Origin of the sequence: Pedobacter sp. Bi126 (genome assembly GCF_918698245.1) — a bacterium.
In the GTDB taxonomy this organism is placed as follows: Bacteria; Bacteroidota; Bacteroidia; order Sphingobacteriales; family Sphingobacteriaceae; genus Pedobacter.
The window spans coordinates 146,719-173,171 of the sequence record NZ_CAKKMS010000004.1 but is presented as its reverse complement, the minus strand read 5'-3'; the positions used below and the strand labels follow the sequence as shown (position 1 = coordinate 173,171).

20 protein-coding genes and 1 tRNA gene are annotated in these 26,453 nt (G+C 38.7%); 16 read left to right on the top strand and 5 right to left on the bottom strand.

The window, feature by feature from the left end:
- Positions 1-14: 14 nt before the first annotated feature.
- The 10 genes from LQ201_RS15590 (at position 15) to ade (ending at position 12,881) form a co-directional block, all read left to right on the top strand.
- Positions 15-1,013, top strand: coding sequence for a beta-ketoacyl-ACP synthase III (locus tag LQ201_RS15590; RefSeq protein WP_230144386.1), 999 nt, complete (start codon positions 15-17; stop codon positions 1,011-1,013).
- 172 nt (positions 1,014-1,185) lie between these two features.
- Positions 1,186-1,662, top strand: coding sequence for an acetyl-CoA carboxylase biotin carboxyl carrier protein (accB, locus tag LQ201_RS15585; RefSeq protein WP_230144385.1), 477 nt, complete (start codon positions 1,186-1,188; stop codon positions 1,660-1,662).
- A 98-nt stretch (positions 1,663-1,760) separates the two neighbouring features.
- Entirely contained in the window at positions 1,761-3,101 is a 1,341-nt protein-coding gene (gene accC / locus LQ201_RS15580) for an acetyl-CoA carboxylase biotin carboxylase subunit (RefSeq protein ID WP_029274147.1), read from the top strand.
- 169 nt (positions 3,102-3,270) lie between these two features.
- Positions 3,271-4,458, top strand: coding sequence for an LVIVD repeat-containing protein (locus LQ201_RS15575; protein WP_230144384.1), 1,188 nt, complete (start codon positions 3,271-3,273; stop codon positions 4,456-4,458).
- 120 nt (positions 4,459-4,578) lie between these two features.
- Positions 4,579-5,460, top strand: coding sequence for a twin-arginine translocase subunit TatC (tatC, locus tag LQ201_RS15570; protein ID WP_057931792.1), 882 nt, complete (start codon positions 4,579-4,581; stop codon positions 5,458-5,460).
- A 45-nt stretch (positions 5,461-5,505) separates the two neighbouring features.
- On the top strand, positions 5,506-5,943 hold the full coding sequence (gene rpiB, locus LQ201_RS15565; protein ID WP_230144383.1) for a ribose 5-phosphate isomerase B: 438 nt from the start codon (positions 5,506-5,508) through the stop codon (positions 5,941-5,943).
- A 26-nt stretch (positions 5,944-5,969) separates the two neighbouring features.
- Positions 5,970-7,604, top strand: a complete 1,635-nt coding sequence (locus tag LQ201_RS15560) for a M28 family peptidase (protein WP_230144382.1) — start codon at positions 5,970-5,972, stop codon at positions 7,602-7,604.
- Between the two features lie 153 nt (positions 7,605-7,757).
- Positions 7,758-9,143 (top strand): LutB/LldF family L-lactate oxidation iron-sulfur protein, encoded by a 1,386-nt coding sequence (locus LQ201_RS15555; protein WP_371823051.1) that lies wholly within the window; start codon positions 7,758-7,760, stop codon positions 9,141-9,143.
- Between the two features lie 30 nt (positions 9,144-9,173).
- A complete protein-coding gene (locus tag LQ201_RS15550; RefSeq protein WP_230144380.1) occupies positions 9,174-11,150 on the top strand; it encodes a thiamine pyrophosphate-dependent enzyme in 1,977 nt (658 codons plus the stop codon).
- A gap of 93 nt (positions 11,151-11,243) precedes the next feature.
- A complete protein-coding gene (ade, locus tag LQ201_RS15545) occupies positions 11,244-12,881 on the top strand; it encodes an adenine deaminase (RefSeq protein WP_230144379.1) in 1,638 nt (545 codons plus the stop codon).
- A 150-nt stretch (positions 12,882-13,031) separates the two neighbouring features.
- Here ade and LQ201_RS15540 read toward each other — a convergent pair whose 3' ends face one another.
- The 3 genes from LQ201_RS15540 to LQ201_RS25685 all read right to left on the bottom strand — a co-directional run bounded on the left by LQ201_RS15540 (position 13,032) and on the right by LQ201_RS25685 (position 16,442).
- Positions 13,032-13,640, bottom strand: a complete 609-nt coding sequence (locus tag LQ201_RS15540; RefSeq protein WP_230144378.1) for a SprT-like domain-containing protein — start codon at positions 13,638-13,640, stop codon at positions 13,032-13,034.
- Between the two features lie 103 nt (positions 13,641-13,743).
- Entirely contained in the window at positions 13,744-14,121 is a 378-nt protein-coding gene (locus LQ201_RS15535) for a GxxExxY protein (protein ID WP_230144377.1), read from the bottom strand.
- Between the two features lie 53 nt (positions 14,122-14,174).
- Positions 14,175-16,442 (bottom strand): helix-turn-helix domain-containing protein, encoded by a 2,268-nt coding sequence (locus LQ201_RS25685; protein WP_305800049.1) that lies wholly within the window; start codon positions 16,440-16,442, stop codon positions 14,175-14,177.
- Between the two features lie 448 nt (positions 16,443-16,890).
- On the opposite strand from LQ201_RS25685, the gene LQ201_RS15515 reads away from it, so the two are divergent.
- The gene (locus LQ201_RS15515) at positions 16,891-18,474 is read left to right on the top strand and encodes a peptide chain release factor 3 (protein WP_029274134.1); all 1,584 of its coding nucleotides are present in this window, start codon (positions 16,891-16,893) and stop codon (positions 18,472-18,474) included.
- Between the two features lie 69 nt (positions 18,475-18,543).
- Here the strand turns inward: LQ201_RS15515 and LQ201_RS15510 are convergent, their stop codons facing one another.
- Positions 18,544-19,581: a YafY family protein gene (locus LQ201_RS15510; RefSeq protein ID WP_230144376.1), complete on the bottom strand. Its 1,038-nt coding sequence runs from the start codon at positions 19,579-19,581 to the stop codon at positions 18,544-18,546.
- 561 nt (positions 19,582-20,142) lie between these two features.
- Here LQ201_RS15510 and LQ201_RS15505 point away from each other — a divergent pair.
- The 5 genes from LQ201_RS15505 (at position 20,143) to LQ201_RS15485 (ending at position 24,972) form a co-directional block, all read left to right on the top strand.
- A tRNA-OTHER gene (locus LQ201_RS15505) sits at positions 20,143-20,203 on the top strand.
- Between the two features lie 359 nt (positions 20,204-20,562).
- A complete protein-coding gene (locus LQ201_RS15500) occupies positions 20,563-21,660 on the top strand; it encodes a slipin family protein (RefSeq protein ID WP_230144375.1) in 1,098 nt (365 codons plus the stop codon).
- Positions 21,661-21,723: 63 nt separating this feature from the next.
- Positions 21,724-22,485, top strand: a complete 762-nt coding sequence (locus tag LQ201_RS15495; RefSeq protein ID WP_230144374.1) for a nucleotidyltransferase domain-containing protein — start codon at positions 21,724-21,726, stop codon at positions 22,483-22,485.
- Entirely contained in the window at positions 22,475-23,536 is a 1,062-nt protein-coding gene (locus tag LQ201_RS15490) for a DNA polymerase beta superfamily protein (protein WP_230144373.1), read from the top strand. Before LQ201_RS15495 ends, LQ201_RS15490 begins: the two co-directional genes overlap by 11 nt.
- Before the next feature lie 11 nt (positions 23,537-23,547).
- On the top strand, positions 23,548-24,972 hold the full coding sequence (locus LQ201_RS15485; RefSeq protein WP_230144372.1) for an RtcB family protein: 1,425 nt from the start codon (positions 23,548-23,550) through the stop codon (positions 24,970-24,972).
- Between the two features lie 218 nt (positions 24,973-25,190).
- Here the strand turns inward: LQ201_RS15485 and LQ201_RS15480 are convergent, their stop codons facing one another.
- The gene (locus LQ201_RS15480) at positions 25,191-26,444 is read right to left on the bottom strand and encodes a pyridoxal phosphate-dependent aminotransferase (RefSeq protein ID WP_230144371.1); all 1,254 of its coding nucleotides are present in this window, start codon (positions 26,442-26,444) and stop codon (positions 25,191-25,193) included.
- Positions 26,445-26,453 lie beyond the last annotated feature (9 nt).

Here is a 26,453-nt window from a genome sequence, read left to right as displayed (position 1 = left end):
TTAAAATTCTTAAAATGAGTAAAATTCACGCTGCTATTACAGCAGTAAATGGTTACGTTCCCGACTATGTGCTTACAAACGCAGAGTTAGAAACCATGGTTGATACTTCGGATGAATGGATTACCAGCAGAACGGGAATTAAAGAACGTAGAATTTTAAAGGGAGAAGGTTTAGGTACTTCCGATATGGCTGTTCATGCCGTAAATGGTTTACTTAAAAAGAGGGGAATTGATGCAAAAGAAATTGAACTGATTATCTTTTGCACCACTACTCCAGATTTCACTTTCCCTGCAACAGCAAACGTTTTAGCTGATAAAATCGGTGCTACAAATGCCTGGGGTTACGATTTACAGGCCGCTTGTTCTGGCTTTCTTTTCGGGCTTTCTACCGGTGCATCATTTATCGAGTCAGGAAGACACAAAAAAGTTTTAGTTGTTGGCGGCGATAAAATGTCATCAATCATCAACTACGAAGACCGTACAACCTGTATCATTTTTGGTGATGGTTGCGGTTGTGCTTTATTAGAGCCAAATGAAGAAGGTTTCGGTATTCAGGATTCCATCCTGAGAACAGATGGTTCGGGAAGAGATTTCCTGGGCATGAAAGCAGGTGGTTCGGTTATGCCGGCAACACACGAAACTGTTGACGCAAGACTACATTTTGCACACCAGGAAGGCCCAACAGTATTCAAATTTGCAGTAACCAATATGGCCGATGTTGCTGCCGAAATTATGGAACGCAACAGCTTAACCGCTGATGATGTTGCATGGTTAGTACCTCATCAGGCCAACAAACGCATTATCGATGCCACTGCAAACCGTATGGGTGTTACTACCGATAAAGTAATGATCAACATTGAACGTTACGGAAATACAACCAACGGAACAATTCCTTTATGTTTATGGGAATGGGAAAGCAGACTGAAAAAAGGCGATAACATCGTTTTAGCTGCATTTGGTGGTGGTTTTACCTGGGGTTCGGTATACCTTAAATGGGCTTACGACTCTGAGTAATTGAGTTGGGAGCTTGGAGCTCGGAGTTAATCAGCTGCTTAATTAAGCACATCACCATTAACGATGAGCCATTAAACCATCAACCTTAAGCGGTTGCAAAGAAAAATAAAACAAAAAAAGTATAACTTAGTTAATTCAATAAACACTATTTTTTACATAACTAGCCTAAAAAATGGATATCAAACAAATACAGGAACTGATTAAATTTGTTTCTCGTTCTGGAGTAAATGAAGTTGCTATTGAGCAGGAAAACTTCAAAATCACGATCAAAACAAACCAAGCACCAACAGTTGTGCATGCTACCGTACCACAGGCTCCGATTGTTCAGGCTGCTGCCCCTGTTGCTACAGCTCCTACTGCTCCAAATGCAGCAACACCTGCTGTACCGGCTGCAGAAGACACCTCAAAATACATTACGATTAAATCGCCAATGATCGGTACGTTCTACCGTTCAGCTAGTCCAGACAAGCCAATGTTTGTTAATGTTGGCGATGAAATCAGCACGGGTAAAGTAGTTTGTATTATTGAGGCAATGAAACTTTTCAACGAGATTGAAAGCGAAGTTTCTGGCCGTATCGTTAAAATCCTGGTTGATAATGCATCACCGGTAGAATACGATCAACCGTTATTTTTAGTAGAACCTATTTAGAAGCCGATTTCACAGATTAATTTGATTTCACAGATTTGTGATGATACCGACCAAATCGGTGTAATCCTTAAAATCAGTGCAATCCTAAATTAAAAATTATGTTTAAAAAAATACTAATTGCCAACAGGGGTGAAATCGCTTTGCGTATTATCCGTACCTGTAAGGAAATGGGCATCAAAACGGTTGCTGTTTACTCTACCGCAGATCGCGAAAGTTTACACGTACGTTTTGCTGATGAGGCTGTTTGTATTGGCCCCCCTCCTAGTAAAGATTCATATTTAAATATTCCAAATATTATCTCGGCAGCAGAATTAACCAATGCCGATGCCATACACCCAGGTTATGGTTTCTTATCAGAAAATGCTAAGTTTTCTAACATCTGCCGCGAGTACAACATCAAATTTATTGGTGCAACTCCAGAGCAGATCAATGGCATGGGCGATAAAGCCTCTGCAAAAGAAACCATGAAAATTGCCGGTGTACCAACCATTCCAGGGTCTGAAGGTTTGCTTACCAGCGTTAAAGAAGGTATTGCAATTGCGAATGAAATGGGCTACCCTGTTATTCTAAAAGCAACCGCCGGTGGTGGTGGCCGTGGTATGCGGGTAGTTTGGAAAGATGAAGATTTCGAAAATGCATGGGATAGTGCCCGTCAGGAATCTGGTGCAGCTTTTGGTAACGATGGTTTATATTTAGAAAAATATATCGAAGATCCACGTCACATCGAGATCCAGATTATCGGAGATCAGTTTGGCAAAGCCTGTCACTTATCAGAACGCGATTGTTCTATTCAACGCCGTCACCAGAAATTGGTAGAGGAATCTCCCTCTCCTTTTATGACAGATGAACTCCGTGTAAGAATGGGCGAAGCAGCTATTAAAGGTGCAATGGCCGTAAATTACGAAGGAGCAGGAACAATTGAATTCCTGGTTGATAAACACCGTAACTTCTACTTTATGGAAATGAACACCCGTATCCAGGTAGAGCATCCGGTTACGGAAGAAGTAATCAATTTCGATTTAATCAAAGAACAGATTAAAGTTGCTGCCGGAATTCCAATTTCGGGTAAAAACTACTTCCCTGATATGCACGCAATCGAGTGCCGTATCAATGCAGAAGATCCAGCAAATAACTTCCGTCCATCACCAGGGCGGATCACCAATTTCCACTCTCCGGGTGGCCATGGTGTTCGCGTTGATACGCACGTTTATGCAGGATATTCAATTCCTTCTAACTACGATTCGATGATCGCTAAATTAATCTGTGTGGCACAAACACGCGAAGAGGCAATCTGTACCATGGAGCGGGCTTTAGGCGAATTTGTAATTGAAGGTGTAAAAACAACTATTCCATTCCATCTTCAGTTGATGAAAGATCCAAACTTTAGGGCAGGAAATTTCACTACGAAATTTATGGAAACGTTCGAGTTTTCTGAATAATAAAGCATTTCTATACTTAATATACGAAGAGGCTATTCAAATAATTTGGATAGCCTTTTTTATTGTTTTAGATTTCAGTTACTGTGAGATAAACACCTGACAATTAATATTTACCGAATGGTATAGCGTTTAATTAACCTCATACGTTTAATATTAAAACACTCCAATTATGAAAAAAAGTCTAATTAACGCACTACTCTTCCTACTTGTTTTCGCTGCATTTACAGGATGCAAAAAAGACGAGTATGAAATGATAAAGATTGTAAAAATGATTTCGGTTCAGCAAATGAGGGCTTTACCTGTAGGTATGACAAAAGCTATTCCTGCCAAAAAAACCGGAAAAATATACATTTATAACGATTATCTTTTCATTAATGAACCAAATGAAGGTATTCATATCTACAACAATGCTAATCCGGGTGCTCCCATAAACGTGGGTTTTCTGCAAATTCCGGGAAACGTAGATTTAGCGATCCACAATAATATCCTTTACGCCGACAATTTTATTGATTTGCTGGCTTTTGATATCTCAAACATGAACAACATCAAACAGGTAAAAAGAGTAACCGATGTTTTCAATCAGTTCTATTTGCCAGGTGCGCAAAAGTATCTTTACACCTATAAAGATACCCTGGTAAAGAAACAAACTTACAAAGGGGTAATTAATGATCTCGCTTATTCGAACAACTCTTCTTCTGGGCAAGGTGGCTCGATGGCCAGATTTACCTTAATGAACGACTATTTATATACTGTTGGCACGAATAATTTAAGTCTGTTTGACGTTAAAACTGCATCGAACCCAACTTTTTTAAAGGCTATTCCTTTAGGTTGGGGTGTCGAAACCATCTTTCCATACGAGAATAAATTATTTATAGGTACCAATAGAGGTATGCACATTTTTAGTGCTACCGATCCGGCTAATCCCGTACAACTATCTACTTACAGCCATATTTTTGCCTGCGACCCTGTTGTTGTACAAGGCAAATATGCTTACGTTACCTTACGCACAGGCAATATGTGCATGCAAGCAAGCAATCAGTTGGAAGTTGTAGATATAGAAGATCCCACCAAACCGAAACAGATTGCAGTTTATGCTATGCAAAATCCACACGGTCTAAGCACCAGTGGCGATAATCTGTTTCTCTGTGAAGGCAATTATGGAATAAAGAGCTTCAATATTACCGATAAAACCAAAATAGGCAACAACATGTTGCAGCATTTGAATAATATTAAAAGCTTTGATGTTATTGCAGGCCCTAAATCTTTAATCGTTACAGGAGACGATGGGGTATATCAATTTAATTATAACAACGCCGCAAATTTAAAGCAACTGAGTATAATTAAAGGGCAACGTTAAAAGCTCCTTTTGTAGCATCTTTCTATTTTTGCAGTCATTTCTCATAATAATATAAACTATTTCTATATTTAACACGTAAATACCATTCTATTCAAATAGAATGGTATTTTTGTTTTCAACATGAGCGACACTAAAAAAACTTCACTAACAAAAGCTATCGGACAAAAGAGCACCACATTAGAGGCAGAAATGTCTTTTTTTGATCATCTGGACGTTCTCCGTAAACATTTAATCAGGGCCGTAATTGCCATTGCCGTTTTTACCGGTATTGCTTTTTACTTCAACGAATTCATTTTAGATAAAATCATATTTGGTCCAAAAAAGCCAGATTTCTGGACTTACAGGATGATGTGCAAACTGGTAGAAAAATTCCCTTCACTTGGTGCAGATATGTGCATCACCAAAATTAATGGAGAGATTATCAACACCGAAATGGCCGGTCAGTTTAACCTGCAATTAAATGTTTGTGTAATGTGCGGTATTGTAGTTGGTTTTCCTTATTTATTATGGGAAATCTGGCGTTTTATTAAACCGGCATTACACGAAAATGAGCGTAAATCGGCAAGTGGCTTCGTTTTCTTCGCTTCTGTACTTTTCATTATTGGTATATTTTTTGGCTACTTTGTGGTATGCCCATTATCGGTTAACTTTTTAACAGGTTACACCGTTAGTGCCGAAATTAAAAATACATTCACAGTTGATTCGTATCTATCATCTGTAGCAACTTTAACTTTAGGCACAGGGATTATCTTCGAACTTCCGGTTATTATTTTCGTACTGTCGAAACTTGGATTGATGACACCAAAGCTGATGAGATCGAGCAGAAGGTATGCCGCGGTTATTATCCTAATTATTGCAGCTATTGTTACCCCAACACCTGATATTATGACGATGCTAATTGTAGCCACGCCATTGTTCTTGCTTTATGAGCTCAGCATTTTTGTTTCGGCTTACATAGAAAAAAAGAAGAAAAAGGCTGATGCTGCTTTCTACGCTAACTAACAAAAACATTACGAATAGATTTTATAATTCTCTATAAATTTGACAATGTCTGATACAAAAATTAAAATTGCTATTGGAGCGGATCACGCTGGGTTTGAATACAAAGAAATACTAAAAGGTTTTTTACAGGATTACGAAGTAAAAGATTTTGGTACTTACTCAGAAAATTCTGTTGATTATCCAGATTTCGCCCATCCGGTTGCTGCTGCTGTAGAAAATGGAGAATTTACTTATGGGATTTTACTTTGTGGATCGGCAAATGGTGTAGCCATCACCGCGAACAAACATCAGCACATCAGAGCAGGTTTATGCTGGGAGAATGAAGTTGCTTCTTTAGTCCGCAAACACAATAACGCAAACGTTTTGTGTATACCTGCCAGATTTGTTTCGGAAGAACTGGCTAAAGAGATTACCACAACCTTTTTAACAACTGAATTTGAGGGCGGGCGTCACCAAAACAGGGTTGAAAAGATTTCGTGCTAACAAGAAAATAACTAACTATTATCATAATGAACAAAAAGTTTTTAACCCTTGGTTTAGTATCACTTGTTACCGCAAGTTGCTTTAGCCAGGTAAGGCCCCTTATACCGAATAAGGATGCAATAAAATTCAGCAAGGCCATTAATCCTGAAAATGCCTACAAACACCTTTCTGTATTGGCTTCAGATGAATACGAAGGCCGCGAAACAGGTACAAAAGGCGCTTGGATGGCCGCTGATTATATCCGCGATTATTTCAAATCTTTAGGCTTAAAAGCTCCTGTAAATGGCAGCTATTTCCAAAAAATCGATTTGGTTAACGTTACCTTAAAAGAAAGCCATTTAACGGTTAATGGTCAACCTAAAGAATATCAGAAAGATTATTTAGTATCTCCTAGCTTAATCAGCGATCAAGGTTTTACATTCTCAGCCAACGAACTTGTATTTATTGGTTATGGCTTAAAGAAAGACAACTATAACGATTTTACAGGTACCGATATCAAAGGAAAAGTGGTTATCATGTTTAATGGTGGAGATCCGACCGTAAAACCGGGTACAAGAATTGATAGAGCAGCTTATCGTGCTACGCTTGAAGCGAGGGCAAAGTATTTTGCAGAAAATAATGTGAAAGCGATTATCCTGATCGACCCAGCGGTTGATAGAATAACTGAAAACACCAAGGAAACCCTTAAAAATGGCAAGGTAATGGTGAAAACCAATGCTGCTGTCGAAGCTCAAAAGCAAAACGATATTCCACGTATCTCAATATCTGTTGCTTTGGCAAACGATCTGTTAAAGACCTCGAACACTACTGTGGCTGATCTGCAAAAGAAAATAGTAGATAGTCAGGCTCCAGCCTCGCAGGTATTAAATGTGCCTTTTTCTGCAAGTGCTGCAAAAACAGAAACACCAGTTAGATGCGAGAACGTTCTGGGTTATTTAGAAGGTTCTGATCCGGTACTTAAAAAAGAAGTTTTAATTCTTACAGGTCATTATGACCATATTGGATTGGAAACAGATCCAAATGCAAAAGATAAAGTGAACAATGGAGCAGATGATGACGGATCGGGAACTACGGGCGTTTTATTAATGGCAAAAGCATTTACTGATGCTAAAAAAGCCGGAAAAGGCGCTAAGCGTAGCATCCTTTTCATGACTGTTGTTGGTGAGGAAAAAGGACTTTGGGGTTCTGAATGGTACTCGGAGCATCCTGTTTTCCCTGTCGAAAATACCATTGCTGATCTAAATACCGATATGATTGGCCGTACTGGCGAAGAATATTTAGGTAAAGCAGATTCGGCAAATTACATTTACTCTGTAGGTTCGAGAATGTTGAGTAGTGATTTGGCTAACTTAAGTGAGCGAGTTAACGCAACCTATACCAAAATGAAACTGGATTATAAATATGATGATCCAAAAGATCCTGAGCAGATTTATTACCGTTCAGATCATTATAACTTTGCTAAATTGGGTATTCCGATCATCTTCTATTATGACGGCATGTTACAACAAGACTACCATAAACCTGGTGATGAAGTAAGCAAAATTAACTTCCCACTTTTGGCCAAAAGAGCAAAATTAACCTACTTTACCGCATGGGAATTGGCCAACAGCGCAAAACGCCCGGCAGTAGATATGGATGGAAAAGGAAATCCAAAGAAATAATCATTCAAAATGCTTAGCCTCGACAAAATGTCGGGGCTTTTTTATGCACAATACCTTTTCGCACCTGCATAAATTCCTATCTTTGATGTTATAACGAAGTAGCTAAAAACTAAAATCAGTTAATATTCGTTACCTATTACAAAATAACTATTGATGAATATTGCCGAGGAATTTTTAGAGAAATCTGACGAGAAAGCTTTCGATCTACCGCATCGTAAAACCATAAATTATAATATTGGGAAATACAATGCAGCTGTTGAACGGGGCTTATCAAAATTCGAAAATTTAGAGGCATCCAAAAAAAAGGCACACGTAATCAAATGGCGTGTGATGGAAAACCTTGATAAATTCTTGCCAGAATTCGAATCAAATTTCCAACGCCGCGGCGGTAAGGTAATTTGGGCCAATGATACTGAAGAAGCCCAACAGGAAATCCTCAATATCATTAAAAGAAACAACGGCAAAACGGTTATCAAATCAAAATCGATGACCACCGAGGAAATCCACTTAAACGACTTCCTGGAAAAGAACAACATCGAATCTTTAGAAAGTGATCTGGGCGAATATATTGTTCAGTTGCTTGGGCAGGCTCCGTATCATATTGTTACACCGGCCATGCACCTAAGTGCAACAGATATAGCGCAGTTATTTCACGATAAATTTGGCACACCTATAGATGCCACTCCCCCGCAGCTGGTACAAAAAGCAAGAGAATTACTCCGCGACAAGTACCTAAATGCTGATATTGGCATCAGTGGTGGCAATTTTTTAATTGCCGATACAGGAAGTATTGCCCTAACGGAGAATGAAGGCAATGCACGTTTAAGCACCACTTTCCCTAAAATCCACATTGCCATAGTAGGTATCGAAAAGGTAATTCCCTCTATGGCAGATCTTGATCTGTTCTGGCCTTTACTGGCTTCGCACGGAACGGGACAAAACTTAACGGTTTATAATACCATTTTAAGTGGTCCACGCCAAGCCAATGAAACAGATGGGCCAGAGGAAATGTATGTGATTTTGCTGGACAATGGCCGCACCAATTTATTGGCACAAAAAGACCAGAGACAGGGCTTGTACTGCATCCGTTGTGGTGCATGTTTAAATGCTTGCCCGGTTTATAAAAATATTGGTGGACATACTTATAATACAACCTATAGTGGCCCAATCGGCTCGGTAATCACTCCTCACTTAAAGGGCATGGAAGAGTTTAAACACCTAAGCTATGCTTCCAGTCTTTGCGGCAAATGTTCAGAAGTATGCCCGGTAAAAATCGATATCCATAAAATGCTCTTGCTTAACCGTAGAGATGCCGCCGCAGGGCATGAAAACGGCAAAAAAGAGGAAATTGGCTGGAGCATGTTTAGCAGAATGATGCAAAAGCGCAAATGGATGGATTTTTTTGGCGGAAAGTTTAAAAACTTTATGCTCAAAAGATTTTTCAAAAAGAGCTGGGGCAAATATCGGGAGATGCCTAAAGTTGCCGATAAATCTTTTGCTAAACAATGGGAAGAATTGAAAAAAAATAAGGAGTCTTAAATCAGGACTCATTAGTCAAAATAACCAGATATGCAATTTAACAGAGGTGATAAAGACGACGAGTTCTTACTGAACTTATACAAAAGATTGCTTTACCCTCGGATGGTTGAAGACAAAATGCTCAAACTGTTGCGTCAGGGTAGAATTGGCAAATGGTTCTCGGGCATTGGCCAGGAAGCAATAGCTGTTGGCAGCACCTTAGCCATGCAAAGCGATGAGTACATTTTACCCATGCACCGTAATTTAGGTGTTTTTACCGCTCGCGATATTCCTTTAAAAAAATTAATGGCCCAATGGCAGGGCAAAATTACCGGCTTCACCAAAGGCCGTGATCGCTCTTTCCATTTCGGCACACAAGAATATAAAATAATTGGGATGATATCCCACCTTGGCCCACAAATGGCTCTAGCCGATGGTATTGCTCTGGCCGATGTTTTAGCTAATAAACCGCACGCCACATTAGTTTACACCGGAGAAGGGGCAACCAGTGAAGGCGATTTCCACGAAGCAGTAAATGTTGCTGCAGTTTGGAACCTTCCTGTTATTTTCCTGATCGAAAATAATGGATATGGACTTTCCACCCCAAAATCGGAGCAGTTCAGGTGCAAAAACCTGGTTGATAAGGCCATTGGTTATGGCGTTGAGGGTATTCAGATAGATGGGAACAATATTTTAGAAGTTTATGATACCATCAATCAACTGGCTATGGAAATCCGAAAAGATCCAAGACCGGTTTTGGTAGAATGCCTTACTTTCAGAATGCGTGGACATGAAGAAGCATCAGGTACTAAATACGTTCCGCAAGAATTGTTGGATGAGTGGGGAAAGAAAGATCCTTTGAGTAATTACGAAGCGTATTTAATTGAGCAGGGTGTTTTAACCTCAGATTCAATTATCGACATCAAAATCCAGGTTAAAAGAGATTTAGAGCTGGAAGTTGAAGAAGCTTTTAATGAAGATGAGCCTATCGCTAATGCCGATCAGGAAGAGGCTGATATGTATTTTCCTTACCAGCAAGATGTTGTCCAACCTAGTCAAATTTCTACAGAAAAAAGATATTTAGATGCAATAACCGACGGATTAGACTTGGCCATGCAAAAATACCCCAACCTGGTTTTAATGGGCCAGGATATTGCCGATTATGGTGGGGCTTTTAAAATTACAGATGGTTTTACTGCTAAATATGGCAAAAACAGAGTCCGCAATACCCCTATATGCGAATCGGCCATTGTGGGGGCAGGTTTAGGCTTGTCCATAAATGGCCATAAAGCTGTTGTAGAAATGCAATTTGCAGATTTTGTAACCGTTGGCTTTAATCAGATCGTGAATAACCTGGCCAAAACGCATTACCGTTGGGGCGAAAAGGCCGATGTGGTAGTGCGCATGCCCACGGGTGCCGGAACAGGGGCTGGACCATTCCATTCACAAAGTAATGAAGCATGGTTTACCAAAACACCGGGTTTAAAAATTGTTTATCCAGCTTTCCCTGAAGATGCGAAAGGTTTGCTATTGGCAGCGATTGAAGATCCAAACCCAGTGCTTTATTTCGAACATAAATACCTCTACAGGAGTTTAAGTGCTCGTGTTCCTGATGGCTATTATACTACAGAGATTGGTAAAGCAGTTAGGCTTGTGGAAGGAAGTAAATTCACGATCATTACTTATGGATTGGGTGTGCACTGGGCGTTAGATTACCTGAAGCAATATCCGCAAAGCCATGCCACATTAATCGATCTGCGCACGCTTCAGCCCTGGGATAAAGAAACAGTAAGGGCAGCGGTTAAAGCAACAGGAAGGGTTTTAATTTTGCATGAGGATACCTTAACCAATGGCTTTGGCGCCGAACTATCTGCCTGGATTGGAGAGCACTGTTTCTCTGATCTCGATGCACCTGTAATGCGCTGTGCAAGCTTAGATACGGCAATTCCAATGAGTAAGGTATTGGAGGAAGATTTCTTGGCCAAAGCAAGATTAGCAGAAATGATTGATAAATTATTGAAATATTAAATAGTTTTGCCACGGAGACACAGCAATCACGGAGAACATTAACTATTAATTCCGTGCCAATCCGTGTTTCCGTGGCTAATTTATATAAACAGCATGGGCAATTTTAAAGTCGAAGGAAATATCATCAACATCACAAAGCGGAATATTTTCTTTGGCGAAGTAGCCGTTGAGGGTGGAAAAATAAAATCAATCTCTAAAATTTCTGAACAGAAAGAAGGAGCACATTTTATCTCACCAGGCTTTATCGATAGCCATGTGCATATCGAAAGCAGCATGTTAATTCCAAGTGAATTTGCACGATTGGCGGTTGTTCATGGAACGGTATCAACCATTAGCGATCCACACGAGATTGCCAACGTTTGTGGTATGGAAGGTGTAGAATTTATGATTGAAAATGGCAATACCGTGCCTTTTAAATTCAATTTTGGTGCCCCAAGCTGTGTTCCAGCTACCATTTTTGAGACGGCCGGAGCTGAATTGGATCATGATGACGTAAAATCACTTTTAGAACGTCCTGAAATAAAATACCTCAGCGAAATGATGAATTTCCCAGGCGTACTTTATAAAGATGAAGAGGTTTTAAAAAAGATTTCTGCTGCGCACCATTTGGGTAAACCTGTTGATGGGCATGCCCCGGGCTTACGTGGCGATGCTGTTCAACAATACATCAATGCAGGAATTTCTACCGATCACGAATGTTTTACCGCCGAAGAAGCATTAGATAAATTACAGCGCGGTATGAAAATCCTTATCCGTGAAGGAAGCGCAGCCAAAAATTTTGAGGCACTGATCGATCTATTGAACGATTGGCCGGAAATGATGATGTTCTGCAGCGACGATAAACATCCTGATAGTTTAGTCGAAAACCATATTAATCAGCTCTGTGCAAGGGCAGTAGAAAAAGGGATCAATATATTCAATATACTGCGGGCAGCATGCATCAATCCTATTCTTCACTATAAATTAGATGTTGGCTCACTTCAGATCAATGATGATGCAGATTTTATCGTGCTTGAAGATTTAAAAACATTCAAGGTTAAACAAACCTATATAGATGGGATATTGCTTGCCGAAAATGGAAAAATAGTGGGTAATTGGGTAAAACATGTCGAAGATCGAGAATCGGTAAACCATTTCGATTGCAGTTTGAAAAAGGAAGAAGATTTTATTTATCCATTCACCGGACAAAAAGAAATTCCAGTTATTGAAGCATTGGATGGACAATTGATTACGAATAGAATATCCGCAAAACCGAAAGTTTTAAATCAAAATATCATTAGTGATCCGGAAAACGATGTTTTAAAAATGGTGGTGGTAAACCGTTATCATGATGCCCCTATTGCAATATCCTTCGTTAAAAACTTTGGCTTAAAAGAAGGCGCCATTGCATCAAGTGTTGCACATGATAGTCATAACATTATTGCTGTCGGCGTAGACGATAAAAGTATCTGTGAAGCCGTAAATCTGGTGATTAATGAAACCGGTGGCGTAGTGGCATTGGGAAATGGGGAAAAAGAAGTTTTAGCTTTACCGGTAGCAGGCTTAATGAGTAACCATAACGGTTATCAGGTTGCAGAAAGTTATACTTCAATAGATCAATTTGCGAAAGATTTAGGCTCTACTTTGCTTGCCCCTTTCATGACGCTTTCTTTTATGGCTTTATTGGTAATTCCACACTTAAAACTGAGCGACAAAGGTTTATTTGATGGAGATGAGTTTAAGTTTGTGTAGCTGATTTGTCATTCTGGGCGCAGCGAAGAATCTGTTTACTATTGGCACTTCAAATGGCATTAATCTAAAGTATCTTCAAACGCAAAATGTAATTGCAGAGCTATTTTGCAAAAGATTCTTCATTGCATTCAGGATGACAGCAAATTAATCTTATTCCACTACAAAAACCTCTGCCAAAGGATTAAACAGATATAATCGCTTATCGTCTAAACATATACAGCGGTACCGCTTCCTAATGCGTTCGCCTTTGGTAAAACGCCGGCCATCTTTAATTTTAAAAGTGGTATTAATCGGCAATTGCTCCAAATGCAAAGTCTCGGTTTTATTGCTATCGTATTTTTTTAAGGCTCGCGATAAATGCAGATCAGAACAGCTGGATGCCGCCGGGTTCGACATATAATTATCAATCGCTTTGTGGATATCGGCTGGAAAGATATTCAGTTCAAAAAAGGGAACCATCATCCGCTGAAAGTTCTTCTTCCACTCTGTGCCATGCGGTTTTACTTTATTCTTGAAATCGTTCCAGGTGAGTAAATGCGCGAACTCGTGTACGGTAGTAACCAGAAAGGCGTAATGATTGAGGTTAAAATTCACCGAAATGCGATGCCCTTTGCCCTGATAAGGATGGCGGTAATCGCCCAATTTTGTAAAACGGGTTTTAGAAATCTTAAATTCACATTGAAAATAATCTATCCATTTTGCAATTAGCGGTGCCGCTGGTTCGGGCATGTACTGCGCTAAAACTTTAACCTTTTCCATTTAACCGCAAAGTTCGCAAAGTTTTTCGCAAAGGAAACAAAATATTCATATAGCTTTTAACCACAGAGGGCACTGAGTTTGCACAGAGGAAACAGAGATTATTTTAATATCCATTTACTACCCGCTCAATTCCATCTTTTAATCTTAAAACATTAAAATCCATTAATAACCCGAATCTATATCCACCTAATTTCATATAGGTTAACATTTGTGCAAGATGAATATCATTTAGGGAATCTATACTTTTAAATTCTAAAACCAATCTATTCTCAACCAAGATATCAATTCGATAACCACAATCCAACTTTACATCTTCAAATCGCAGGGGCATTATTTTTTCTTTTTCAACTTGAAAACCTGCCTTATCAATCTTATAAAACAAACATTCCTTGTAAGCACTCTCTAGCAAACCGGGACCCAGGGCTGTATGAACATCTATAGCCAATCCAATAATGGTTCTTGTTAATAAATCTTCTTTCATAACACTTTGTGTTCTCTGTGCCTTACCTCTCTTTTCTCCGTGGTTAAAACATTTTATTCTTCAGATGGAAACAACGATGCCAATACCAGCTTGATCTCCCCGAAAGAATAATCTTTCCCTAAAAACTCCCTTATCGTAGCCATCGATTTTGTTTTCTGGCTTTCCACCGCATCACTGATATTTTTGATTTTATTGGCCTTTACCAGTTTGGTTACATCCAATTGTTGTGTAGAAACATAATAAGCCAAATGCCCCTCAATGGTACCGGCAGAAAAGCCACGCTCTTTTGCAATTTCGTCGATGATTTTGCCCTGCTCATACAGCTCGAAGCTCACTAACTTGGTATCAATCTTTGGCTCTTTTTTCTTTTTCTCTGCTGCAGATTTTACTTTAAGCGTTTCTCCTTTTAGCTGAATGGCTTTTTGGAGTTGGTTGTTTCTTTCGACCGTATTCAACAGTGCATCGGTATCGGCTTTGCTAAACTCTTTCCCAGCAATGAGCGCTTGCAACAATGCTTTGCTTTTATGCATTTTTTTCAATTGCTCGTACACCAAAATTTCGAGTTCTAACAGTTCTGTAACATAGGTTTTAATCTGCTTTTCTTCTTTGATCACTTCGATTTGGATCAGGAAACGGTCTGAAATTTCCTTAACTAAGGGATTAAAATATTTTAAGGCAGCCTCTACCCTTTTCGATATATTAAATAAAGTATGTTCGGTTTGCTGTGCGAACAGGTTTTTGAGCTGATTAACAAATGTATCGGCTGTGGCTGTTATTTTTTGAAAGTCGGTATAAACAGTATCGGTCCAATCTTCGTGCTTTTGCTTGGTCGATTTTTCGCTTTTATCAAAAGTCTGGCGGTGTTCTTTTAAGTAATAGCGGATCAGGTTCAGATCAAATGCGGCAAGCAAATAACTGCGGATAAAAGTATAACTCTCTATACTGATCTGCTCGTTCAGCACTTCGGAAGGTTGTTTTGTTTTAGAGAAGTAATGCACATTTTGATCCTGTTGCAAACCACTATCACGAAGATGAGAAGTTAAAACCAAACCTTTTAATGAGCGTAAACGCGACAAGGCTACATAGGCCTGCCCAGGTGCAAATGCATCACCTACATCAATAATGGCTTTATCAAAGGTTAAACCTTGACTTTTATGCACGGTGATGGCCCAGGCCAGTTTAATGGGGTATTGGATAAACGAACCTGCTACATTTTCTTTGATTTCGTTGGTTGCCTCATCCAGTTTATATTTTACGTTCTCCCATGTATAGGGTGAAATCTGGATCACCACTTTGTCTTCAGGCAGTTCAATTTCAACTATATCCTTTTCAATATGATGCACCACGCCGATCTTACCATTGTAATATCGCTTTTCGGCAGTCATATCATTTTTGATGAACATTACTTGTGCACCAACCTTTAACTCTAAACTTTTATCATTCGGGTAAGCATATTCATTAAATTCACCCTGAATCTTTGCCTCAAAAAAGTAAGATTTAGTTTTCAGCTGTGTTAACCTTTCACGGTTAATGCTATCAGCTTTATTGTTATGGGTAGTTAAAGTAATATAATTTTCGTCTGCAGAGGGCTTAAAATCCTGTTTGAAATGCTGCCTGAGCAGGGCTGTATCTTCTGCGGTGATTTTGTTGTTCCGTAGGTTGTTCAGCAGATCGATAAAAACAGCATCATCCTGACGGTAAATTTTGTCCAGTTCGATATAAACCGGAGGATTATCCTGCAGGGCCAGGGCATCGAAGAAATAAATACTCTTATAAAATTTAGCCATGATGCGCCACTCATCATTTTTTACCACAGGTGGCAGCTGGTGCAGGTCGCCTATAAACAATAACTGTACTCCGCCGAACGGAAGGTTTCTGTTCCTGCGTATATAACGTAAAGCGAAATCTATGGCATCGAGCATATCGGCCCGCAACATACTTACCTCATCGATAACAAGTAACTCCAGTTCCTGCAACATGCGGCGTTTATTGCCTTGCATGTTTAAGTGTTTCACTAGCGTTTTGGGCGTATTGAAGTTAAAATTGATATTTTCATTAATCAAGGCGCCAGCAGCATCAGGAAAAAAAGCCCCAAAAGGAAGTTGGAAAAGCGAATGGATAGTTACCCCGGCTGCATTGATTGCAGCAATACCCGTTGGTGCAACAATTAAGGCTTTTTTGTGCGTAAGCTGGATGAGTTTCCGTAAAAAAGTTGTTTTACCTGTTCCCGCTTTTCCGGTTAAGAAAACGTGTTTTGAGGTATAATTAACAAATTTAGCCGCAATTTCTGCGGGCATAGAAGTTTCTTCTAAAGTGGGCATCGGCAGTAAAATTTTAGTCAACAATAAACGGAGGGATGAATAAAGCTAAACATTTTAGCACAAAATTAAACAATGATTGGTGAGAAAATTTAACTTTAAGCGGATATTTTTGGTCTAAACCTTTATTTAATCGATAATTTCTTAATTATTGAATCAAAAAACCTCAATAGAATTACTGCAGAAGCAACCTAAACCTGACAGCAACGGCAGCCTCCGATTCTTCAATCGGAGCTATAGTGTATGGCAGGACTGCAATAACAAAAGAACCATTGCCCCTGCTTTTCAAAAGCAATAAACACGCAACCTATTTTCAATTAAACAATTAACCTATTCAAACTTTAAGCAAATTCCTTATCTTTGCGGCCTGATGAAACAACAATATTCAAATCTTATCGCTGTTAAATTCCTTTAACAAGGTTTCATCACTCTTTACACCCAAAATTTTATTATGCTTAACCCTGAAATAGAAAAACGTAAAACCTTTGCCATTATTAGCCACCCCGATGCGGGCAAAACCACATTGACAGAAAAATTTCTGCTTTTTGGTGGTGCTATTAATACTGCCGGTGCGGTAAAAAGGAACAAAGCGAACCAGAGTAATACCTCCGATTTTATGGAGATCGAAAAGCAACGTGGTATCTCGGTTGCAACTTCTGTTATGGGATTTGAATATAGCGGTAAACGCATCAATATTCTCGATACACCTGGTCACAAAGATTTTGCGGAAGATACCTACAGAACCTTATCGGCGGTAGATAGTGTTATTTTGGTAGTAGATTGTGTAAAGGGTGTGGAGGAACAGACCGAAAAACTGATGTCGGTTTGCCGCATGCGTAACACCCCGGTAATTATCTTCATCAACAAAATGGACCGTGAAGGTAAAGAGGCTTACGATTTATTGGATGAAATTGAAGAAAAATTAAATATCAGCCTTTGTCCGCTTTCCTGGCCTATTGGTCAGGGACATACGTTTAAAGGTGTTTACAGCATTTATAACAAACATTTAAATTTATTCAATTCAGACAAAACCAAAGTAACCGATTCGGTTGTGGCGGCCAGTGATTTAAATGATCCATCTTTATTGAATTACCTTAAAGAGAACGAAATCAATACACTGAAAGATGATGTTGAATTGGTTGATGGTATCTACGGGAAGATAGATAAGGATTTATATACCGATGGCTTGGTTGCACCAGTATTTTTTGGCAGTGCGATTAATAATTTCGGGATAAAAGAACTCCTGGATACCTTTATTGATATTGCCCCGAGCCCTCGACATAGAGAGGCTGAAGAGCGTGATGTACTGGTTGAAGAGAAAAATTTCAGTGGCTTTGTATTTAAGATCCACGCCAACTTAGATCCAAAACACCGCGACAGGATTGCCTTTTTAAGGATCTGCTCTGGCAAGTTTGAACGTAATAAATTCTATTACCATACCCGCCAGGATAAGAAACTGAAATTCTCCAACCCGATGGACTTTATGGCGAACGAAAAAAGTATTGTTGAAGAGGCGTGGCCAGGTGATGTGGTGGGTTTATACGATAGTGGCAACTTTAAAATTGGCGATACTTTAACCGAAGGCGAAAAGCTGCAGTTTAAAGGTATCCCTAGTTTCTCTCCATCTATTTTTAAAGAGGTTGAAAATATGGATCCAATGCGTACCAAACAATTGGAAAAAGGTATTGAGCAGTTAACCGATGAAGGAGTTGCGCAGTTATTTGTTATGCAGCCTGGAAACAGGAAAGTGATCGGTGCGGTTGGTGAGCTTCAGTTCGAGGTAATCAACTTCAGGTTAGAGCACGAATATGGTGCAAAATGTCGTTTCCGAACCTTGAGTTATACCCGATCGAGCTGGGTAACTTCTACCGACAGAAAGAAACTGGATGAATTTGTAAAACGTAAACAACAGCACATCGGTTTCGATAAAGAAGCCAATCCGGTTTATCTGGCTGATAGTGAATACATGATTAATTTAACCAAACAGGATTATCCTGATATCGATTTCCATAAAACCAGCGAGTTTAAGAGTTAAAATTGAATGACAGGGTGATTGAATGAGAGATTTTATTAGCGGAATTGCCAATATTCTCTCATTCAAAATTCAATTACTAATATCCATTCCCTCTTTAGTTTCGTATTGACTAAAAGTTTGTTCCAAACGCCTTTTAATTTTTGAAATCAACAATCGTGGCGAAAGCACTTTAACACACTCTCCAAAGCCTAAAATTTCGCGCTCCAGTTCATAGTTTAGTACCACATCGATCCTAAAAGTTGTTGTTTTCTCGTTCTTACTTAATACTACCTGCGATTGATGCATCGGTTTCGTTACGACGTAGGGCGCATGATCGTTGGTAAATTCGAGGATTACTTTTTGTGCACGGTCACGTTCGTTTTTCGTTACACCGATCAGATCTTCATAATACCGATCAAAATCTACGCCTTGATAACTTACAAATTCTTCGTTAGGCAATTCCTGAAATTCTACTATCCTATCCAATGCCAAATTTAAGATCCCTGGCCGTTTTTTCGCTTTACAGATCAAAAACCATCTGTTGCGGTATTCTTTTAACAGATACGGATAGTAAATTCCCTGTTGTGATTGTTGTGCCTTGAACGATTTATATTCTATTAATAAAGATCGTTTATTTAAAACCGCCTGATACAAAGGCGGGATACATTCTAAACCTTTAACCAGCTTATTACTCTCCAATTGAATATTATTTCCACTCTGTTTGGTCGATTTGTAGAGGTTATTTTCTAAACGGGCAATCATATCGCTCATTTCGTCGAAATAATTGAAGGCATTGAACTGTTTCAGTACACCTACAATTTCTTTCATTTTATCTACATCAGCGTTATTGATTGGTGCTTTGGTAATGCTAAAACCAGAATCTTCGTAGGCATAAAAACGTTTATCCTTCACCACAATCGGCGCATTATAGCCAAGCTTATCACTCCGCATGAGCTGGATATCAGCCTGAATGGTCCGTTTGCTTACCCCGGTGGTAATCCCTTCAAGCTCGTACAGGGTTGCCGATACCTTTTCGATAAGATCTTCTAGTGTCCATTTACGGTAACGGTTCTTCAAGCAATCGTCGATGGTTTTATACCGGATGAGCGCCAATTTATTTACTGCCATTTTTAATCAATTTGAGTACGAAGCTAAAAATCTGATCGAAAAGCTTAACTAAATATAGCAAAGCATTTATCATCTACGCAATACAACTGCGTAATTAGAGGATAAAAGAAAAAATATAATGGAAAAATTAAATTTATCAATCTAATTATCAACAAATTAGTTCTTTTATACAAAAATAAATTTTACTACGCAAATCTGCCGCGTAGTGGTGGTGGCATCTTTGTAATGTCGCCAGTCGATAAAGTTCTTTGATAAATGTTAATAACAACAATCTGATTGACAGAAACAGTTTACTGTTCTAAATGATATGCGCTCTCGTTTATGAAGCCCCTGTTCGGGATACGCCGGACAGGGTTACATTAGTAGTGGTTATCATAATCAGATTGATATAAGGAAATCCCGAAAGGGATGGCGATACTAAATAAAACTTATCCAATGTTGTGGGTTTCGGAATAGCCCCAAAGTATTCGGGCAAATTGCTTAGAATATGCTGATAAGAATTATGATAGATTGTCTAAAACACGTTGTGTGCCGTGGGTTCGAATCCCACTTCCGATATACCGGAATAGCTCAGGGGTTAGAGTACCAACCAAAATGCAGGTTCGAATCCTGCTTCCAACCATCACTTGGAATAGCAAAATGGTAATGCAATGGAATTAGGATCCATCTAAAGAAGGGCAACTTTTCAAATCGCTCAAAAGAACAGCATTGCAAAACCGCATTCGGCTTTAAGATTTTTGATGAATCTGAACGCAATTTGCCTTTTGCTTTGAAAGTAAAAACGATGAAAGAGCTGATTTAAAAATCAAATCTCGCCGAAAAATTTATTTAAATCCTCGGATTTACCTACTTGCTAAAGCTTGATTTCATTCTTAAAAACATCAAGATTCAATTTGCTTCCGCAAGAAAAAAATGAATGTGCTTTTGCAATGCTTTGTAAAACAAAAATTAAATAATTATAAATCTTAACATCAAAAAAACATGAAAAGAGTAACAATTAACACCAATTATGTTGGATTGGTGTTTAAAAAAGGAAAATTAAAAAACGTTTTAACAGCTGGAACTTACTGGTTAGGTTTCGGTGAAGACATGACTTTGTATGATATGGCAAAAGAGTACTATTACACAGTTGCCGAATTGGATATCTTATTGGAAAACACAGATTTTGTGAATTTGATTCACTTGGTAAGTGTTGCCGATAATGAATTGGCCTTGGTTTATCAAAACAAAAATTTCAAGAACGTTTTAACGGCTGGCAGACACGCCATCTGGAAAGGTTTGTCTGCATATGACTTTATTAAAGTAGATATCAGTAACATCAAAATTGATGAAACCATTGATAAAAACTTATTGGAGAAAGCACCATTATTGAATTATATCAGGGCTTATAAAGTAGAATCTTTTGAAAAAGCTTTATTGTTTATTGATGGTAAATTTGAAAACGTATTGGAAGCAGGAAACTATGTTTACTGGAAAAACAGTACTACCGTTCAAGTTTTGAAAACCGATATGAGACAATTGAATATGGAGATTATCGGACAAGAAATCTTAACAAAGGATAAAGCGCAACTGAGGGTAAATTTCAGCATTCAATATAAAGTTGATGACATCGTCAAGGCCTTATTGGAGAACAAAGAATTTGAAAAACAATTGTACATCACCATGCAATTGGCATTAAGAGAATGTATTGGCTTAATGACTTTTGACGAATTGATGGAAAGCAAAGAAAAAATTGCTGAAATGGTAATGACCATCACCTTGGATAAGGTTGAAAACTTGGGTGTAAAATTAACCAACTGTGGTGTTAAAGACATCGTTTTACCTGGCGACGTTAAAGAAATTATGAACCAGGTTTTAGTGGCCGAAAAAAGAGCCCAAGCCAATATCATTACCCGGAGAGAAGAAACGGCCTCGACCAGAAGTTTGTTGAATACAGCCAAATTGATGGAAGACAACGCTATGTTGTATAAGTTGAAAGAGATGGAGTATGTAGAGAAAATCGCAGAAAAAATCAACAACATCAGCTTATCGGGTAGTGGACAAATTGTAGATCAATTGAAACAAATCTTCGTAAAATAAATTAAATTTAGAAACTCCTCGGTTAGGTGAGTATTACCTGCCGGGGATTGAACAAGGAATAAAATGAAAACTACAATAATAAACAGACTTGCAGAAATAGAAAGATCAAATGATATCAAAATATTATTTGCATGTGAATCAGGTAGCAGGGGATGGGAATTTCCATCACCGGATAGTGATTTCGATGTCCGCTTTATTTATGTACGCCCGCTCAACTTTTATCTTTCGGTTCAGGATAAGGATGATCAATTGGGCTTTCCTATTAATGATGAACTGGATATTTACGGATGGGATATAAAGAAAGTACTTAAACTGATCCGGAAATCGAACACCACTCCTTTCGAATGGTTACAATCTCCTATCGTTTATGGAGAAAAGGATCATTTCAGGGAAGAATTATGGAGATTATGCCAATCTTATTTTTACAGGAAGACCAATATCAACCATTATTTAGGAATAGCACACAGTGCGCTAGAAACCGTAGTAAACAGTGACGAAATTAAAATAAAAAAACTTTTTTATGTACTTCGCCCCCTACTTTCGGCTAAATGGTGCCTGGAAAAAAATACGATAGCACCAATGACCATTGGACCACTTTTGAACTTAATGCCAGAACACCTTCAAAAGTTGGTGAAAGACCTGATTACACTAAAGTCAACCGCTGCAGAAGGATATATTATTAAAATACATCCTGAGCTAAGTAACTATATTGATGAGGAATTTAAAAACTGTACTGAAGGCGCTAAAGATTTACCAAAAGAAAGTTTTGATTCAGAAATGCTCGACGTCCTTTTTAGAAAAACAATAAACCGTTATGACGATTAAAGATTTAAAGGACAAAAACCTATTATTATTCGAATGTTTAAGCGGTAGTAAAGCCTATGGATTAGCCACTCCACAATCTGACACTGATATAAAAGGAATATATTATATGCCAAAAGAAATGTTTTTTGGCTTGAAATATATTCCTCAAATCAGTAACGAAAGCAACGATGAAGTATATTATGAAATTGGCCGTTTTATTGAATTACTGATTAAGAACAACCCAAATATTGTAGAAATCTTGGCAACACCGGAAGAATGTATCTTATACAAACATCCGATAACGGAGAAGCTAAATATTGACATGATTTTATCCAAGTTATGTAAGGATACTTTTGGCGGCTATGCTTTAACCCAGATTAGAAAAGCAAAGGGATTAAACAAAAAGATATTAAACCCAATGCCTAAAACCCGGAAAACGGTATTAGACTTTTGTTTCATCACAGTAAACCATTCATCTGTAAAAGCGAAAACCTGGCTTACAAAAAATACTATTTCGAAAGCTGATTGTGGATTGTCGAAAATTCCAAATGCTAAAGATCTGTATGCTTTGTTTCATGATGCGGAGAAGAAATTGAATTATAAGGGGATTGCAAATAAGGAAGCGGCAAATGAGGTTTCGGTCTCGTCAATACCTGCAGGAGAAAAAGAAATCGCCTATTTGTTTTTCAATAACGATAGCTATTCATCTTATTGCAAGGAGTATAATGAATATTGGGAATGGGTAGAAAAACGAAATGAAGACAGATACTGTTTAAATAAAAGCCATGGCAAAGATTACGATGCCAAAAACATGATGCATACCATTAGGCTTTTGCAAGTAGCGCTTGAGATTGTACGCGATGGAGAACTAAATGTAAAAAGACAAAATCGGGAGGAGTTGCTTTTAATTAAAAGAGGAGAACTTGATTACGATGAAGTATTAAAAATGGCAGAAAAACTAATGCTGCTAGTAGAACAAGAAACAACAAAAAGTAAGCTTCAGGAAAAACCAGATGCTCAACTAATTGAATCGTTACTTATTGAGATGAGAGCAGAACTTTATGCCAATTAAAAGATTAAACAATGAACAACAACATAACAGGGAAAGACCTTATAGAAATAGGTTATTCCGAAGGAAAAATAGTAGGGATGGCTTTAGATATCCTGAAAGAAAATTTTGCGGATATTGAAGAAAAAGAATTACTCGCCTTATTTAAAAAAGTAAAAGATTATCCGGAAAGTTTTTTGGATGACAAGGTATTAAATGTATTGGCAACTGCTGTGATCGAGGAAGCCAATCCAAAATCAGATGGGACCATTGAACTGATCAGCAATGCTAAAGATTATTCAATTTTCGGTGCCGATTATATAGAAGAAGGTGCCAGGAATCAAATGGATATCGCCATGAAACTGCCTGTTTCGGTAGCTGGGGCATTAATGCCCGATGCCCACCAAGGCTATGGTTTACCAATTGGTGGTGTATTAGCGACTAGAAATGCAATTATCCCTTATGGTGTAGGTGTAGATATCGGTTGTAGAATGGCTTTAAGTATTTTCGATATTCCAGAGAAACATTATTTCGGGAAAGATGCCATGTATAAACGCGAATTAATTGCTTTCACTAAATTTGGTGCGGGTCAGAATTTTAAAGGTAATGAAAGGGCTGATCATGACGTTTTAGAAAATGACGCATTTAATGCTACTCCTTTTCTTAAAAATTTACACGGAAAGGCTTGGGCACAACTGGGTACTTCGGGTGGTGGGAATCACTTTGTAGAATGGGGGATAATTGATTTTGCCGAACGCGATGAGATTTTAAATATCGATAAAGGCCGTTACGTAGCATTATTGACCCATTCGGGTTCCCGTGGCTTTGGCGCAACCATTGCAGGTCATTACACCAAACTGGCCAAAGACATCTGTAAGCTCCCTAAAGAGGCTGCAAACCTGGCTTATTTGGATCTAAATTCTGCCGAAGGGCAAGAGTATTGGATTGCCATGAACTTAGCAGGCGATTATGCTTCAGCCTGTCACGAGGTGATTCATAAAAGATTAACCAAGGCGATTGGCGCTAAAGTTTTAGCCAAGGTAGAAAACCACCATAATTTCGCATGGAAAGAAATGCTTGATGGAGAAGAAGTAATTGTCCACCGAAAAGGTGCTACACCGGCAGGTAAAGGTGTGATGGGGATTATTCCAGGAAGTATGACCGCTCCAGGATTTTTGGTTAGGGGAAAAGGTGAAATGAGCGCGATCAATTCAGCTTCGCATGGTGCCGGACGTCAAATGAGCCGAACCAAAGCAATTCAATCGATTACCAAATCGGATATGAAAGCGATTTTGAAAGATCATAATGTTACCTTAATTGGTGCAGGTTTAGATGAAGCGCCAATGGCCTATAAAGACATTAACAAAGTGATGGCAGCACAAACTGAACTGGTTGATGTAGTGGCCAAGTTTGAACCAAAAATGGTGAGAATGGCTGATGATGGAAGTAGGGAGGACTAGTTGGGAGTTTTTAGTTTGGGGTCTTGAGTCCAAAGGTCCCTAGTCTGAAGTCAGAAATACAATCCTATAAAAAATCGTCATCTCGACTGGAGCGCAGCGAAATGGAGAGATCTATAATAGATTTCTCGACTGCACTGCACTCCAGTCGAAATGACGATCAAATCCATAAAAAAGCCTCTTCAAAATTAACTGAAGAGGCTTTCTTTATACTTATAATCTTATTTCAACTTACTCAAAGCGGTTTTAATCCTTGGCAACATATCTTTAATATCCTGCAAGGTACAAGCACCAACCGAAGCCCTGAACCAAGGCATGCTATCTTCATTTCCAAAAGCAGAGAACGGAACCAAAGCTGCTCCAGCTTCTTTGATCAGGTAAAAATTCACATCCGCACTGTCTTTTAAAAGCTGACCATCTTCAGTAGTTTTCCCGATATAATCGATTTTGATTGTTAAATAAATTGCACCCATTGGCTCAACAGCATCAACATTAAACCCTTCGTTCTTTAGCTCATTAAAACCATTATAAAGTGCATTTAAGCTATCTTGAATCTGGCCTTTAAAACTGGTTAAGAAAGTATCAACCTGTGCTTTATCGTTAAAATAATTAGACATGGCCACTTGCTCGGCTTTTGGCGCCCAGGCACCCATATGACCGACCAAAGCTTTCATTCTATTGATAATATCTTCCGGACCAAAACCCCAACCTACACGTACACCAGTTGCCGCCAAACATTTCGAACTACCATCAACAAAAACCGTAAACGGACGCATTGCAGGGCGCAAAGAAACTGGGTTTACATGCTCTTTTCCGAAGGTTAAAAGCGAATAAATCTGATCATACATCATGTATAACGGTTTTTCATCAGCTGCACGAGATGCATTTTCCTCTAAAACAGCATCACAGATTTCAGCTAAGGAATCGGCATCGAACATGGTTCCTGTCGGGTTTAATGGCGAACACAGCGCCAATAAGGTTGCCCCTTTTAAATGTGGTTTTAATTGCGCTGCCGTTGGCATAAAATTATGCGCAGCATCGGTTTCTACCGCAATTGTTTTTGCCGAAGTTAAGTGAGAATAGTGGTTGTTGTTCCAAGATGGTGCAGGGAAAACCACAGTATCTCCAGGATCGATCAAAGCCAGGTAAGTAGCATAAATTAAAGGGCGTGAACCACCAGAAACTAAAATGCTGTTGGTGTTGTATTCTAACCCAAATCTATCCTTTAACAATTCCGAAACTGTTTCGCGCAAAGGCAAAACACCATCAGCAGGCGGATAATTGGTTTGGTTGGCATTGTACGCTTCTACAATGCCAGCTTTTAATTCAGTTGGGATTGGGTAAATGTTTGCGTCAAAATCGCCTATGGTTAAATTAGCGATCGAAGCACCTTTACGCTTCATTTCGTTAACTTCATTACCGATTTTTATAATTTCTGAGCCGATCAATGAACTGGCCAATACTGAAACTTTCATATATTATTA

What these genes read in the sequence shown, in the direction of transcription:
- LQ201_RS15590 (WP_230144386.1), top strand. Translation starts at nt 15, where the DNA reads ATGAGTAAAATTCACGCTGCTATTACAGCAGTAAATGGTTACGTTCCC.
- accB (WP_230144385.1), top strand. Translation starts at nt 1,186, where the DNA reads ATGGATATCAAACAAATACAGGAACTGATTAAATTTGTTTCTCGTTCT.
- accC (WP_029274147.1), top strand. Translation starts at nt 1,761, where the DNA reads ATGTTTAAAAAAATACTAATTGCCAACAGGGGTGAAATCGCTTTGCGT.
- LQ201_RS15575 (WP_230144384.1), top strand. Translation starts at nt 3,271, where the DNA reads ATGAAAAAAAGTCTAATTAACGCACTACTCTTCCTACTTGTTTTCGCT.
- tatC (WP_057931792.1), top strand. Translation starts at nt 4,579, where the DNA reads ATGAGCGACACTAAAAAAACTTCACTAACAAAAGCTATCGGACAAAAG.
- rpiB (WP_230144383.1), top strand. Translation starts at nt 5,506, where the DNA reads ATGTCTGATACAAAAATTAAAATTGCTATTGGAGCGGATCACGCTGGG.
- LQ201_RS15560 (WP_230144382.1), top strand. Translation starts at nt 5,970, where the DNA reads ATGAACAAAAAGTTTTTAACCCTTGGTTTAGTATCACTTGTTACCGCA.
- LQ201_RS15555 (WP_371823051.1), top strand. Translation starts at nt 7,758, where the DNA reads ATGAATATTGCCGAGGAATTTTTAGAGAAATCTGACGAGAAAGCTTTC.
- LQ201_RS15550 (WP_230144380.1), top strand. Translation starts at nt 9,174, where the DNA reads ATGCAATTTAACAGAGGTGATAAAGACGACGAGTTCTTACTGAACTTA.
- ade (WP_230144379.1), top strand. Translation starts at nt 11,244, where the DNA reads ATGGGCAATTTTAAAGTCGAAGGAAATATCATCAACATCACAAAGCGG.
- LQ201_RS15540 (WP_230144378.1), bottom strand. Translation starts at nt 13,640, where the DNA reads ATGGAAAAGGTTAAAGTTTTAGCGCAGTACATGCCCGAACCAGCGGCA.
- LQ201_RS15535 (WP_230144377.1), bottom strand. Translation starts at nt 14,121, where the DNA reads ATGAAAGAAGATTTATTAACAAGAACCATTATTGGATTGGCTATAGAT.
- LQ201_RS25685 (WP_305800049.1), bottom strand. Translation starts at nt 16,442, where the DNA reads ATGCCCACTTTAGAAGAAACTTCTATGCCCGCAGAAATTGCGGCTAAA.
- LQ201_RS15515 (WP_029274134.1), top strand. Translation starts at nt 16,891, where the DNA reads ATGCTTAACCCTGAAATAGAAAAACGTAAAACCTTTGCCATTATTAGC.
- LQ201_RS15510 (WP_230144376.1), bottom strand. Translation starts at nt 19,581, where the DNA reads ATGGCAGTAAATAAATTGGCGCTCATCCGGTATAAAACCATCGACGAT.
- LQ201_RS15500 (WP_230144375.1), top strand. Translation starts at nt 20,563, where the DNA reads ATGAAAAGAGTAACAATTAACACCAATTATGTTGGATTGGTGTTTAAA.
- LQ201_RS15495 (WP_230144374.1), top strand. Translation starts at nt 21,724, where the DNA reads ATGAAAACTACAATAATAAACAGACTTGCAGAAATAGAAAGATCAAAT.
- LQ201_RS15490 (WP_230144373.1), top strand. Translation starts at nt 22,475, where the DNA reads ATGACGATTAAAGATTTAAAGGACAAAAACCTATTATTATTCGAATGT.
- LQ201_RS15485 (WP_230144372.1), top strand. Translation starts at nt 23,548, where the DNA reads ATGAACAACAACATAACAGGGAAAGACCTTATAGAAATAGGTTATTCC.
- LQ201_RS15480 (WP_230144371.1), bottom strand. Translation starts at nt 26,444, where the DNA reads ATGAAAGTTTCAGTATTGGCCAGTTCATTGATCGGCTCAGAAATTATA.